This window comes from Vibrio inusitatus (assembly GCA_024346935.1).
Taxonomy (GTDB): domain Bacteria; phylum Pseudomonadota; class Gammaproteobacteria; order Enterobacterales; family Vibrionaceae; genus Vibrio; species Vibrio inusitatus.
Genome location: AP024879.1, coordinates 1,211,736 through 1,225,263 on the forward strand (window position 1 = coordinate 1,211,736; position 13,528 = coordinate 1,225,263).

Annotated in this window: 11 protein-coding genes; 3 read left to right on the forward strand and 8 right to left on the reverse strand. The window is 40.4% G+C overall.

What is annotated here, in order from left to right:
• The first annotated feature begins 255 nt into the window (after nt 1-255).
• Nucleotides 256-1,830, forward strand: a complete 1,575-nt coding sequence (locus OCU48_RS18240; RefSeq protein WP_141346307.1) for a winged helix-turn-helix domain-containing protein — start codon at nt 256-258, stop codon at nt 1,828-1,830.
• A gap of 91 nt (nt 1,831-1,921) precedes the next feature.
• On the opposite strand, the gene OCU48_RS18245 is transcribed toward OCU48_RS18240, so the two are convergent.
• The 4 genes from OCU48_RS18245 to OCU48_RS18260 all read right to left on the reverse strand — a co-directional run bounded on the left by OCU48_RS18245 (nt 1,922) and on the right by OCU48_RS18260 (nt 6,333).
• Nucleotides 1,922-2,596, reverse strand: a complete 675-nt coding sequence (locus tag OCU48_RS18245) for a DUF3313 family protein (protein ID WP_141346306.1) — start codon at nt 2,594-2,596, stop codon at nt 1,922-1,924.
• Between the two features lie 406 nt (nt 2,597-3,002).
• Complete coding sequence (gene secF, locus OCU48_RS18250; RefSeq protein ID WP_141346305.1) at nt 3,003-3,905, reverse strand: protein translocase subunit SecF; 903 nt, start codon at nt 3,903-3,905, stop codon at nt 3,003-3,005.
• A gap of 2 nt (nt 3,906-3,907) precedes the next feature.
• Nucleotides 3,908-5,743 carry a protein translocase subunit SecD gene (gene secD, locus OCU48_RS18255; RefSeq protein WP_141346304.1) on the reverse strand — a complete coding sequence of 612 codons (1,836 nt, stop codon included), beginning with the start codon at nt 5,741-5,743 and terminating at the stop codon, nt 3,908-3,910.
• Nucleotides 5,744-5,895: 152 nt separating this feature from the next.
• The gene (locus OCU48_RS18260; RefSeq protein WP_141346303.1) at nt 5,896-6,333 is read right to left on the reverse strand and encodes a hypothetical protein; all 438 of its coding nucleotides are present in this window, start codon (nt 6,331-6,333) and stop codon (nt 5,896-5,898) included.
• 432 nt (nt 6,334-6,765) lie between these two features.
• Here OCU48_RS18260 and OCU48_RS18265 point away from each other — a divergent pair, with 432 nt between their 5' ends.
• Complete coding sequence (locus OCU48_RS18265) at nt 6,766-7,878, forward strand: BamA/TamA family outer membrane protein (RefSeq protein ID WP_371859125.1); 1,113 nt, start codon at nt 6,766-6,768, stop codon at nt 7,876-7,878.
• Nucleotides 7,879-8,108: 230 nt separating this feature from the next.
• Nucleotides 8,109-9,002 (forward strand): LysR family transcriptional regulator, encoded by an 894-nt coding sequence (locus OCU48_RS18270; RefSeq protein WP_141346301.1) that lies wholly within the window; start codon nt 8,109-8,111, stop codon nt 9,000-9,002.
• On the opposite strand, the gene OCU48_RS18275 is transcribed toward OCU48_RS18270, so the two are convergent.
• The 4 genes from OCU48_RS18275 to OCU48_RS18290 all read right to left on the reverse strand — a co-directional run bounded on the left by OCU48_RS18275 (nt 8,992) and on the right by OCU48_RS18290 (nt 13,370).
• Nucleotides 8,992-10,017, reverse strand: coding sequence for a hypothetical protein (locus tag OCU48_RS18275; RefSeq protein ID WP_141346300.1), 1,026 nt, complete (start codon nt 10,015-10,017; stop codon nt 8,992-8,994). The genes OCU48_RS18270 and OCU48_RS18275 overlap by 11 nt on opposite strands.
• Nucleotides 10,007-11,068 carry an HlyD family secretion protein gene (locus OCU48_RS18280; protein WP_141346299.1) on the reverse strand — a complete coding sequence of 354 codons (1,062 nt, stop codon included), beginning with the start codon at nt 11,066-11,068 and terminating at the stop codon, nt 10,007-10,009. Before OCU48_RS18280 ends, OCU48_RS18275 begins: the two co-directional genes overlap by 11 nt.
• 278 nt (nt 11,069-11,346) lie before the next feature.
• On the reverse strand, nt 11,347-12,669 hold the full coding sequence (locus OCU48_RS18285; protein ID WP_141346298.1) for an MATE family efflux transporter: 1,323 nt from the start codon (nt 12,667-12,669) through the stop codon (nt 11,347-11,349).
• A gap of 194 nt (nt 12,670-12,863) precedes the next feature.
• Nucleotides 12,864-13,370, reverse strand: a complete 507-nt coding sequence (locus OCU48_RS18290; protein ID WP_141346297.1) for a DUF3087 domain-containing protein — start codon at nt 13,368-13,370, stop codon at nt 12,864-12,866.
• Nucleotides 13,371-13,528 lie beyond the last annotated feature (158 nt).

Here is a 13,528-nt window from a genome sequence, read left to right on the forward strand (position 1 = left end):
TCATAATACTTTAATCAACAAGTGCTCAACCAAGCATACTTTATCTCACTGTTTTTTATGACATTGTCCAGTAATTGACTATATTTAGGTTTACGGCTCCACCATTGAGCAATGACTCTCTAATGGCAGGCTTGAATTTACATCATCAAGCACTAGAGACGGTGTTAACATTTATAAGCAAAACGGACCATTTAAGGACAATATGGCCCGTCAGCACTGAAATCTCTCTCAATTTAATGGATAAAATAGAATATTATGGATAAAGAGTATGTGACGTATCGCTTCGATGGCTGGGTGTTTACTCCAGACGAAGACAAACTCAATTATCAAGGGGAAACCTTTACTTTAGACAACCGTCTTTCTAAGCTTCTGCACTTTTTTTGCCAGAACCCCAATACGGTATTCTCTCGCAACGAGCTTATCGATGAAGTATGGAACGGTTCCATCCTGACGGATCAGGTCATCACTCAAGCGATATTTGAGCTTCGAAAAACATTAAAAGCCCCGAATAGACATGCGATGGGCTACATAGTCACTGTGCCTAAACGTGGCTATAAATTTGAAATCGAACATATTGAGCAGCAGGTTGATAAACCTAAAGTAGCTGCACCTATTCGCGTAGAAAAAGAACCCGAAGCTCCTGCTCCTGCTCCCGCTAGTGAATCCACTAAGATAGAGGTACTAGAAGCAGAAGAAATTACGCCAGATGCCGAACCTCAAGCAGCGGTAATTGATGAGAAACCTAAGGTTGCAGTCTCCCAAGCATCGACAGCAAAAGCACCTAAAAAATCACCGCTAGTTTACATCCTTGGCATCATCGTACTTGTTCTGGCAGGTATTCTAATTATGCAACCCAATCAGAAAGATGACGTTGTTGCACAAGATCCAGTGACTTCTGACCAGCAACAGATCCACTACCTATCTCTTGAGCCTCGATATATTTTTGTCGACCTAAAAGACGATCTGAAAAACGATCCCTTTACTATCGGCATAATCCGAAAATTGCTGGATTATCTGACTGTCTACAAAGATTACCGCATTGTATTTGATGAAACATACGTACCAAACTCTGCGAATGTCGTTACGTTTACAACAGAGAGCAGCGGTGATAGAAAATCATTGGCGGTGACTTATTTCAATCGTACATCCAACTTTAAGCATCTAGATCGTAGCTACGTTATTGAGCCGTCTACTACTCTGCACTCAACCATTGAAGTCATGCTCGATGATCTTCTTGATGCATTTAAAATAGATATTCCGAAATCCGTCATTGCAGAACAAGTGAGCGAGTTACCTGATAATCAAGCAGCACTTCATCACGTACTAGAGTCACTAGGATATAGCTTGACAGTCAAATATGCAGAAGCCATTGAGAGTGTTGGTCAAGCTTATGAGATTTCCCCAGATAATCACTTAATCGCGTCAGACAAATACATATTTGAACTTGCTAGCATCTTCATTACTGAGCCTTCTAACTCGAAGAGTAAAGTGAAACAGCTCAATCAAACAATGAAGTCACAGCTCATGGCAATGGAACCAAACCCCGAATCTTTTCGGGTCTATGATGCACTGGCGGCCTATTACTTATCTCTCGATGAGCCAAAACGAGCGAAAGAATATCTAGAAAAAATCCCTAACCACCACTTCAGTATCTTTTCGACTGTGCTTTATGCCAAAATTGAAGAAAGCTCAGGTAACACTGCCTCTGCAGAGGAGTACTACTACGAATCTATCCGTGAAGCGGGATCACCCGTCGTGCTTGATTTAGCGAGAAAACTCTTTTTCAACAGCAACCTCAAAGATATCGAGGCTAAGATCCACTCTCACTAGTTCGCAAGCCTCCATATCTCGATCTAGAGATATGGAGGCTTATTCCTAGCTTTTGTAATCGACGGGCTGATAATCAGCTCTATCTCCGCTCTTAGCCCTTTTCTTCATACGCAACGTGCATAACAAAATCGATGGCTTGGTTTGTGATGGTATCAACATTCTTTTCTAGCATTTTTAGAGTGATTGGTGAGTCATCATTCTCCAGTACACCATTGTTATTAACCACAAATAGGCGACGAGCAATGAGCTCTTTGCTTTGATCATCAATTAGGTCAACACTCGCCACTAAACGAATAGAACGGTCTCTTACTCCTGTCGCGTATTTAATCGCACCAATTACCGTACCTACAGGAATCACTTCAGTAACACGTAGGTTTTCTGGCATGTCTTCTATATCATAGAGAGTAAGGCTAATATCCATCGCACGATTAGGCAGCATTTTAGTTTTGTGACTTGGTAGTTTCGAGGCTACACGTTGTGACAGTTTTTCTTGCAAGTTGCTCGCAAACTTTTGTTCTACTCCCTCAGAAACATGAGGATCGACACCCGTCTCATCCACGTCTACTTTTTCGAAGTGAAACTCATTAAAGTCGAATTGGTCGGCTCCTTTGACAATCCAGGACATACCTGCGTTTCCATCTTCAAAACTACTTTCCACAAAGTAATGTTTAGTGTCGATATCTTTCACTTCATCGGTATTCGGTAGTGAACTAGCACAACCCGTAAAAAGTAGTGACAACGGTAAGAATAGGTGATGTAACTTCATATAAACCTCAAGTATTAAAATTCTTTATTTACACCCCCCGTTTATCGCGTTGCTACTAAGGAGTGGTTATGCACGTCAGTGCGTTGAGGTGAAGAATTCTTATGTAATTGAGGCGTCAATAAATCAACAGTTCATAATATTAGATACAAAATCGCTAAAATATATATAAGCTCTTTTAAATCAAAAGCTTATAGCAAAAAACCCTTGAATATGCCACTTAAGATCACGGCCAGTTACCAATCAAAATCTATGAAATTATCATATCTAAATATTTTTATTTGTAAGATAAGGAGAGGCGCATCGAAAAAGGAGGTTAGCGATAACGGAAATGAGCGAGCGACCCAAACTTTATTGAATTCGGATCGCTTGCTTGAAACGCACAACGTAAATAATTAACTCAGCTTAATCAAGGCGCCGCATCAACCTCAACTGCCCGATAATGCTTAGCTTTCAAGTTCAGCCACTCTGGCAAAACCGTACCAATAGAAATGGATGACCAAGTACCAGATAAAACACCGATGAACATTGCGGTCGAGAACCCCGCTAGAGCAGAACCGCCCATCACCCACAATGCACCAACCGTAATCAGAGTGGTACCCGATGTCACCATTGTCCGAGAGAATGTGGCAATAACCGCTTGATCATTCACCCACTTGACACTCTTATTTTGCTTCGCAACGAGCAGTTCACGAATTCTGTCTGCAATAATGATCGAGTCATTCAACGAATAGCCGAGAATCGCCAGAATCGCCGCAAACACCGTTAAATTAAACTCCATCTGAGTAAGCGCGAAGAACCCGAGAACCAATATCACATCATGAAAAAGCGCAAGCAATGAACCACTCGCTAATCGCCATTCAAATCGAAAACAAAGATAGCCCAGTATCGACAAAATTGAGAACATCAATGCTAATCCACCTTGTTCAAATAAGTCTTGTCCTACTTGTGCTCCCACAATGCTATTGCTAACAACTTCAACTTGATCTGAGTAAGACGACAACACTGAGCCTACATTTATTGCCTCTGAACCATCTTCAGGAATCGAGTAGCGAATCACCCAGCGCCCCTCTTCCCCTGCTGAGGTAACACTCACCGACTCGCCCATTTCAGGTTGTAATTGTTTTACTATTTGATTACTCGACACAGATTTATCTAACTGAACTTCAGTTACCATGCCGCCAGTAAAATCTAGCCCAAGGTTTAATCCCTTAATGCCGATTGCTGCTATAGCAATTACCGTAAGCAACACTGAAATGATAGTGGTGAAATAGCGGACCTTACGGATATTATGTTTAAAGAACTTAACCATGATTACACCCTCACTTCACGACGGGCATCTTGGCCCCAAATTAAATTAATCATTGCTCTTGAAGCAAAAACACCGGTGAAGATACTGGTCAATAGACCGAGCCCCAAGGTCAATGCAAAGCCTTGAATCGGCCCATTACCAATTGAATAGAGAATCGCCGCTGTGATCATAGTGGTAACGTTGGCGTCTAAAATGGTAGAGAATGCACTATTAAATCCTGCATCTATAGATTGAGCAAAACTGCGCCCTTCACGCATTTTGTCCTTAATACGTTCAAAAATAATCACGTTAGTATCGACGGCCATACCCACAGTTAATACCAAGCCTGCAATACCCGGAAGAGTAAGAACAGCGCCTGGCAATAACGCGATCAGGCCCAACAAACACAGCATGTTCGTACAAAGTGCAATGTTAGCGACCCACCCAAGACGTCGATACCAAACTGCCATAAACAACAGAGTCATACCCATACCAAAAGCTAAAGCAGCAAAACCATTTTGAATATTTTCAGCACCTAACGAAGCACCAATCGTACGCTCTTCAACTATGGTAACGGGTGCAGTTAAGGAACCAGCTCGCAATAGCATTGCTAACTCTTGTGCCTCTTGCATTGAGCCTGCGCCCGTAATTCTAAACTGACTTCCTAGCTGTGATTGAATAGTCGCTACGCTGATCACTCGCTCACTACGCTCAGTCACTCCTTGCTGAGTGGTTTTATATTCTCGATAGACCGTTGCCATAGGCTTGCCAATATGAGTCGCTGAAAAGTCGCTCATCTTCTTACCACCAGCATGGTCAAGCGTGATGTTAACTTCTGAAAACCCCATTTCGTCCATACCAGAGCGTGCATTGGTAATATGCTCGCCCGTCAGTACCGGTCTTTTCTCAAGAACAACTGAGCGACCGTCATTATCCTTTAATACAAGGTTTTGACTGTTATAGGCTGCGGATGCACCTTTCACTTCATAAAATGCGAGACTCGCAGTTGCACCAATCACATTCTTAGCTTGAGCTGGATCTTGAACACCTGGTAGCTCAATTCGAATATTGTCCGATCCTTGCCTTTGCACTACAGCTTCGGTAATGCCAAGCTCTTCGATTCGACCTCGCATGATCTGCAAATTTTGTTGCACTATCGTGGACTGAAGCTCAGTTCGACGTTGTTCATTCTGCGTCAAAATGAAGCCGTTTGAATCCGTACTAATTTGCCAATCAGGAAACTGAGTGCGTACATATTCCACCATCTGTTGCTGAGCGTTAGAATCGCGCACATTTACATTGATAGCATCACCATTGCTTACTCGGACTTGCACATTCCTAATCGAGTTTTGACGTAGATGTGCCTTGATATCCTCTACTATGCTGGATTGTTGCTCTTGCAATGCTTTATCAACATCAACGTGCAGCAAAAATTGCACACCACCACGAAGATCGAGCCCTAACTTAATAGGATTCATACCCAGATTCGACAGCCACTGCGGCGCTACAGACTGATAAGAGTAGGCAATGGACTCTTCTGAATACTGTTTATTCAAAATAGTGCGTGCGTGAGTTTGATCAGACTCGTTATCAAACAGTAATGAGATCTGGTTATCTTGCTCTGTCGCGGATAAAACCGGTATACCCTGATCTTCTAACGAACGCATTAAAGTCTGAATTGAAGTGTTAAACCCCGTATTTTCAGTACCTTGAATCTGAATTGCAGGCTTCTCGCCAAACCATGTAGGAATAGCGCTAAGTGTGAGAATGACAACTGTCATAATAAGTACGACATATTTCCAAGTGGAATAGCGATTAAGTCGTTTGTTATTTGTTGGTGTTATAGCTTTTTTCTTCATATATAGAGTATCCCTCCGTCCTCAAGGACAGAGCTAAATTAATTAATTTAGATCGACGATAAACACGTATTCCCCTACCAATTTTGTTGGCAAAGGTAGACATCGGATATCGTTAAGTATTCACCGTTAAGTGAACAATAAGGGGATAGTACTTATGAAGAAAACTGGCTGTTCAGTGCAACGTATAAGGCATTGCTATCTTTCCAACCACCCAGCCGATAGGCACTTTTATCATGATGAAATGCAGCGAGATTAGTTTGCCATTTCGCATGAAATGCATATATATCATCATTGATACAATGATCATTAGGGTTGGAGGTATTGCGAGCGTATTCGTTGTCGTTTAGTTCTTGCTTAGGGACGGAGACACTGCGCTGATTTTGCACAATAGCAAAAGTATTGTGCTGCACATGTGAAGTGCTTGTAGGGGTTTCAGATGCGGGAGTCGGTTCTGACTCGAACAACTGGCTATAAGATAATAGTTCGGTGGTAACCCCTTGCGCCTTCTCATCAGACGCAAAGGCTTGCATAGGAGCAAGCGCTGCTACAAGTAGCAGTAGAACTAATCGTCTGATAATAAATAAAGGCATGAAACTCTCATCTGAAATAAATCGAAATGACCATTCGACGAGAGCATCCTAAGCCGATTAAAAGTGACTTACAACTAAAAACATATAAATCTTAATTCATAGTGAATTAGATGAAATTCAACATTACAAAAAGAAGTGGTTACTATCATTTTTTGAAACTAAGAAGGAAGACATTAAGAGCGTATTTGGTTGGCAGAAAATATGGATAAAGCTTTCTTAATCTTACGCTCCTATTCCTATGTAGGAAGCTGTCCATCAAACTGTAGTTTGTACTTTCGTGCAACCCCGTAAAATCAGCGCGTTTTTCAACCTAAATCGAGCTCTACAGTGACCAATTTTCGACATACCACTTTTGCGACACTCTTGTCTTTAAGCGTTTTTCCAACAGTAGCAATAGCCTCTTTTTCCGATCCCGTTGATGGACGTTTTGACATGGGAGACTATCTAGCTAACAACGCGTATGGCTTCTTACCTGTACCTATCATTATTACTGAGCCAGCCGTGGGCTATGGCGGAGGCGTTGCGGGATTATTTCTGCACGAAACCGATGAAGAAAAAGAACGACGTCAAAAAATGGCAAGAGAGTCCCTTGATGGCGGCGCGCAATTAGTCCCTCCAGCGATGACAGCAGTAGCTGCGGCTGGCACTGAGAATGGCACTTGGGTAGTCGCTGCAGGACACAGACGTACCTGGATGGAAGACAGTATTCGTTATATGGGTGGAGGCGCTATTGGTCATGCAAATATCGATATCTACAATGATTTTGGTGGACTACTTCCTCAAGACAAAGCTTTTAAGTTCGATACGGAAACCGATTTTGCAGTGATCATGCAACAAATTCAGTTTCGTCTTCCCAAAACCAACTGGTTGCTTGGCGCGAAACAAACGTGGAGCAAATCTACGTTAGAATCGTCCAACACCTTAGTGGATAAAACTTTGCAGTTCATGGATCTGGATGAAACCAATAACTCAGGTCTGGGCCTAGTGGTCGAGTACGATAGTCGTGACAATATGTTCTTTCCGACCAAAGGTTATTCTCTAAATGCCGATTATATGTGGTATCGAGAAGAGATAGGCGCCGACCACGATTACGATACTTTCTCTATAGAAGGGCAAGCATTTGTTCCGATCGGTGAAAAGTGGATTGTCGCCTTTGCAGCAAGCTATGATGCCCTTAGCACTGATGAGACCATGCTTACTCCTACAGCCAACCCTTATATCGATCTCCGAGGAATATCCTCCTATCGTTATCAGGGTGATCAAGTGGCTACAGCTCAGGCTCAGCTGATGTATCGTATTGATAATCGTTGGACCATTTTAGGATTCTATGGATTAGGCCATACTCGCAATGAGACTACAGGATTGGATCTAGGAAATTGCCCGAGTAACTGTTTTACCTCGAAGACCTCTTCAACCACTGTTGATGCCTATGGTGCGGGTTTTAGATATCAGATCGCTCGCCGTTATGGCTTACATATGGGAGTCGACCTAGGCTTTAGCGATGAAGAGCAAGCGCTCTACTTTACTGTTGGTACCGGGTTCTAGATCTCGTGATAGCCTTTTTACACCGATGTGGCTGTAGTGAAGACGAGCGAGTTCATCAATAGAGAGCGTAAGGGAGGCTTAAATGCATTTTTGTTTTGATGCCTTCCAACTTTTCAATGATAAAAACTCTTACAATCAATAATTTAGATACTCTTCAGTAGCATATTCATTTGGAATGCGAACCAAAACTGTACTAGTGTGAATAGGGTATTAAAATTATAAGAGCAGCTATGAAACGCACTAGCCTTGATGACCTCTATCTCTTTCACAGTGTCGCCAAATACAATTCAATTTCTGACGCTTCAAAACATCTCTCTGTATCCATAGCTACGATCAGCAGAAGGCTTATTGCTTTAGAGGAAGAATTAAATCTCAAACTGTTTAATCGAACTCGTCGCAATCTCACTCTTACCAACGATGGTCAAACGTATTACCAGCAACTGCACGAAATATTTGATAGGTTGGATACTGAGGTAGAACTTCTACGTTATAAGAATTCTAGCCCGGTTGGACACCTCAAAATAGGGTTACCTAGCTTTATCTATGAATACATCCTTTCTGATGCAATCCACCATTTCCATGAATCTTATCCAAAGATCAAGCTGACAATTTCTCCTGTCTACGATAGGAATATCGATATTGATGATGAAATAGATATTGCATTTCGGCTCCACAAGCCTGAATCTCCTGATTTGGTCAGCAAGCGAATCTTATTTTTAGAGCAAGTATTGGTAGCAGCAACTCCAAGCGAGCAGAGTTTTTCTGATTACTCAGAGCTAAAGCAATGGCTCGATAGCAAACAGCTCATTTCGCATTTAGAAGATGCCAAGATTGATTTAATGGATCCAGGGAAGAAAACCTGGCATACATATAACTCTAAAAATCAGAGGCTTACATTGACGATGGGTTCAATGATACTAAGAAACTTGTCACAAAGTGACACCATTGCTTTGTTACCAAAAGCCATGGTCGAACAGCAATTGAATGACAATAAATTATTTGATGTAGCCAAAGACTGGGACAAACCAATACTACCGATAAACATGATATATCGTTCCAGAAAAAATTTGCCCAGCGCACATAGATTGTTTATCGATATGATATCCAACTACTTCACACACTAGGTTCAGCCTTAGTGTTGCGCTCTAGCACGGTTTTTGACAATTGATACACAATAAACATAACAGTAGCAGTAATAATCATGTCATAACCTCTATGATAATAACTGGTGACACTAAAACTATCTGAACTGGTGTACAGGGATATCGGTATCAATGCCGCTCTTAGTATATTGTTCTCAAAATTTACATTATCCAGGCTAGCTACTCTCAAATGAAGGTTAATTGCAAAATACAAGTAAAACCCTGTAAATATCATCAGCACAAATAAAGCCCATAATATATTACCAGTATTAATACACAATAATAAATTAACAAACAGAGCAATAATACAACCACCTACTTGTATAGGGATTATTTCTTTCACATTATTAAGGAAAACTTTATCATTTGCAGAAAATGCACAACTACTAATAACCAATATACAAAATACAGATGTGGAAAAGTCTATTAACAAGAACAAGAGAAGCAATAAACTTACAATAATAATAGAAAATACCTTACTTCTAAATTGAAGTAAATTCAAATTCAATTTCTGGCTACTATCTTTAGTATCTACTGGAAATGCCTTAAATAACAACCAAGCCAAAGGCATTTGAATTAAAACACATTGAACAAGACTGTATAAACTGTGCTCTACTGATATACCATAGCTGCTATTTATTACCCCAAACATATAATAGAATATTATTGTAGGTAAAAATGCCACTTGAAACCAGTATTTCACACGAAAAATAAACACATAGAAAATAATCAATGACATGACAAATATCATTACATTATTACCCCAAAACACTTCAGCTATCAGAGTGCCGGCTATCAAAGAGAATGCTTGTTTCGCATAACGCTTTAACAATGCTTCCACCGAAAAACGGCTCTGCATAGCAATAGGCAAGGCCACTAACACCCCAAATACTGGACTGCTAATGTTGGTTGCCCATGCAAGTAATAGACCTAATGTATAAATTAAGCTGCGTCTTATTACTAGATTATGTCCCGTGTGAAAAGGCTTAATAAACATAGCGTACGAATGCCATAAACTTCATTGTTAATGATGATACCGCATTCCAAAAAGAGTTAGATTGTTCGCTAAGCATCACTGTGGCCTTGGAGCCCGCAATCAAATTTTCAGGTGGTTCGATTATGTTGATTCTTACCGGAAACTGTTCTGAGCGTCTTACCCAACGGTCACTGCTATCCATTTCAGACAGTTGACCTACTTGACCAACACCACCTTGTATCGCTCTATCAACACTTGTCACCAATCCTGAGTATATCTGTCCTGGATAACCATCAAATACAATGGAAACTTTAGACCCAACATGAATTGTAGATAAACCTTTTTCATTGAAGTTAGCTGACAAATACAAAGACTGCTCATCAACAATAATGAGTGAGTTATCTTCGGTCCCGATGTAATCTCCCTTTGTAATTTGTAAATTTGAAATAATTCCACTTCCGCCCGCTCTGACATCCGTTCTGTCGAGATTTACACTCGCTTTTACCAGCGAAGATTTTGCTTTAAGCACTGATGCATTTTTGCCATCTTCACCAATTTCATTTTTTGTTCTAATTATTTCACTTTCGATTTTCTTAATAGCAAAGTAATCTTGTTCTTTTTGATTTTTAGCTGTTTCATAATCATCCGAACTGATGCTTTTTTTCAAAAAAAGCTGTTGGAATCTTTTATAGTGATTAAATGATTTATTATAAGATGATTTTTGTTGAGAAAGGTCTGAACGTTGAATATCTAGTTGGTATTTTAATGACAATAATTCTGTATTAGCTCTCACTAGATCTGCTTTTGAATTAGATAATGCTATCGAATAATCAGTTTTATCAATTGTATAAAGCAGTTCACCTTCTTTAACGTATTCTCCATTTTCAACAAATACATTGGTAACATTACCCAGTACTAGAGGTTTTACATTGATCGCTGACATTTGTACTTGTGACAATGTTGTATATGGCGAGTATATATTAGAGCTGACGCCTATTAATGCTATCAATAGAGCAACAATTATAAATAGTCTTACTAATATCTTTGAAAGAATTATCGCATCTAATTTCATGTAACCAACATATTTTGAAATATTTAATCTTTCTTATTATATTCCTCCTTTAGAAAAACAAAATAGACAATATATTGAACGTCTTTCTCAATTTTGTAAACAAACACTCGATACATAAGAGTGCGTCGTTAGGTTTGAAGTGTACCGGCGTTGCTCACTACCATTTTTGACCACACTCTATCGCAATAAACCTGTGTTAATGGAACAATGAATGATTAGCGCTCCTTTAGAACCCCTTATTCTAGCAAGACGTCAAGCGTGCTCTGGCAAGATAACGATCATTCATACATCAACTCTTTAGCTTTCTTACTATCAAATTCTCTCAAGAATTTACGTGCTTGATAGCGCATAGGGATGATCTTCAGTGTTTGTTCAAATACGGTCACCGCATACACCCAGAAGATTGAAGCATTAAGCACTAACACAACAAAAGCACACAGTGGCAAGGCAATTAACCAGCGAGTCACAAAATTGATATTAAAGACAGCGGTTGTCTTACCTAGTGCACGAAGTACCTGACCATGCACAGTGGTGTAGCCTTGTATTAGGGGCATTAATATATACAACGGGGCAATGACCGCTAATGCTTGATAAGTCGTTTGTGAATGTCCTGGGTAGATTTTATCGATCACCAAACTCAAGATAAAAGAGGCAAAGGCAATAATACCGGAGACAGCGATAGTGACCTTAATACTCAGGCTCACATCAGAGTCCAAAGTATCTAGATGATTGGAACCAATAGCCTGAGAAATAGTAATCGCGGACGATACTGCCCAAGCCAACACAAATTGCGACAGTGCTGACAACCAAGGCGTTATCATCACAACGGCTGCATAGGCCTCAGTGGGCAACTGTGTATACAATAGGTTATAGGCAGCAAGTCCCATAGCTAACACCATCATATTCGCGGCGATAGGAAAGGTCTCTTTAAAGTGAAGAATGACGTTGCGAGCGACGCCTTGAGTAGCCTGATTAAGAGAAAGTTTAGATGTGTTTTGATATTTCAAGCACACCAACAAAAATGTCGTTCTCAGCCCAAGTGCAAAAACAGAACCAAGTGCAGCACCAGAGATACCAATACCAGCAAATTGGCCAAATCCATAGATAAGGTAGTAAGAAACCAAAGCATTGATAGGCATGGTGAGTAGGTAACTCAGCAATGGAAGCTTGGTTTTCCCCATTGCATTAAACAATGCAATCGAAACTTGTGAAACACCTGTCAGTAACAAAGCATACTTGATCACAGATAGATAGGCGTCGATGTCATTATAAAGATGAGTATCGTGACTGATGAGCCTGATCAAAGGCCATTTGAACACGGTTACTAATGTAAAGAACAGTACAGCAACAGATAAATTAATAATAACGCCAGAGAGAAATGACTTAGAGAGTAAGTTCTCTTTTCCGGAACCGAAAGCCCGCGACAATACATTTTGTGAGCCATTAGCTAAAGCATTCTGAACACCTAACATCAAAGCGACTATCGTACTCGCTATACCCATTGCTGCAAGTGAGCCCTCTCCTAATGGAGAAATAAGTAGGGTATCGATCATCAACATGCCTTGCATTAACAAGGCATTAATCGCAATAGGCCATGCCATTTTGATGTTCTTTTTGATGTAGGTACTATTTTTGAACACGGAAAGCCTTTGGGTCTTATATAACGCTATGCTAGTCGGGGAAAATACCGAGATTACCGGCGCAATTCAATCATCAATCTTGAGAAGTTATTTTCTAAGGTTACTGAACGAATAACTCACACTTTGAGTGGATAACCAAAAGTGTTTAGATGGTTCTAAAACGACTTAAGTAACTGCGAATCATAATCTGAAATATCCAGCTGCGCATCATACTGTTTAGCCCACTCATCAAGCTGCGCCTGTGCTTTATTCAAGCTACTCATGGTGATCGTGTTGTCGTCTAGTTGCCACAACTGACGAGAGCCTTGATAGTTAAACTGTAGCGCTAACATTGCATCTTTGTTGCCTTGCTCTGCTGCAGCAAGTAGCTTTCTGTTTTTTCTGTAAATCAGATTCAACTGATGTTTCAGATCCCAAATATAAGCTACTTCGAACATTTTAGGGTGACTCTTTAGCTTGCGTAGCGTCATCCCAACAACGATAGCACTAACAATCACTCCCAATAAATTCCAATGAAAGTGAGAGCCTGACTCTGACGGGAAGATGTAAATCAGTGTCTGAGATAGTGACAAACTTAAAACCGCTAGACTGACAATACAGCCAACAATTACCACGTTTAATCGCGAACGGTATTGCTTTTTATCTATCTCTTTTAACTGCATTTTGGTACCAAGATCTCTGTTTTTGATTAATTGATATCGACCATTGTCAACAGCGGGAAATTATACACGGTTCAATTGCGGTAATAAGGAATATTTGTTCACAATTGCTGTATGAAGTCATGTTCTCGAATGTGGCAACTTCAGAGAAAACCAACAAT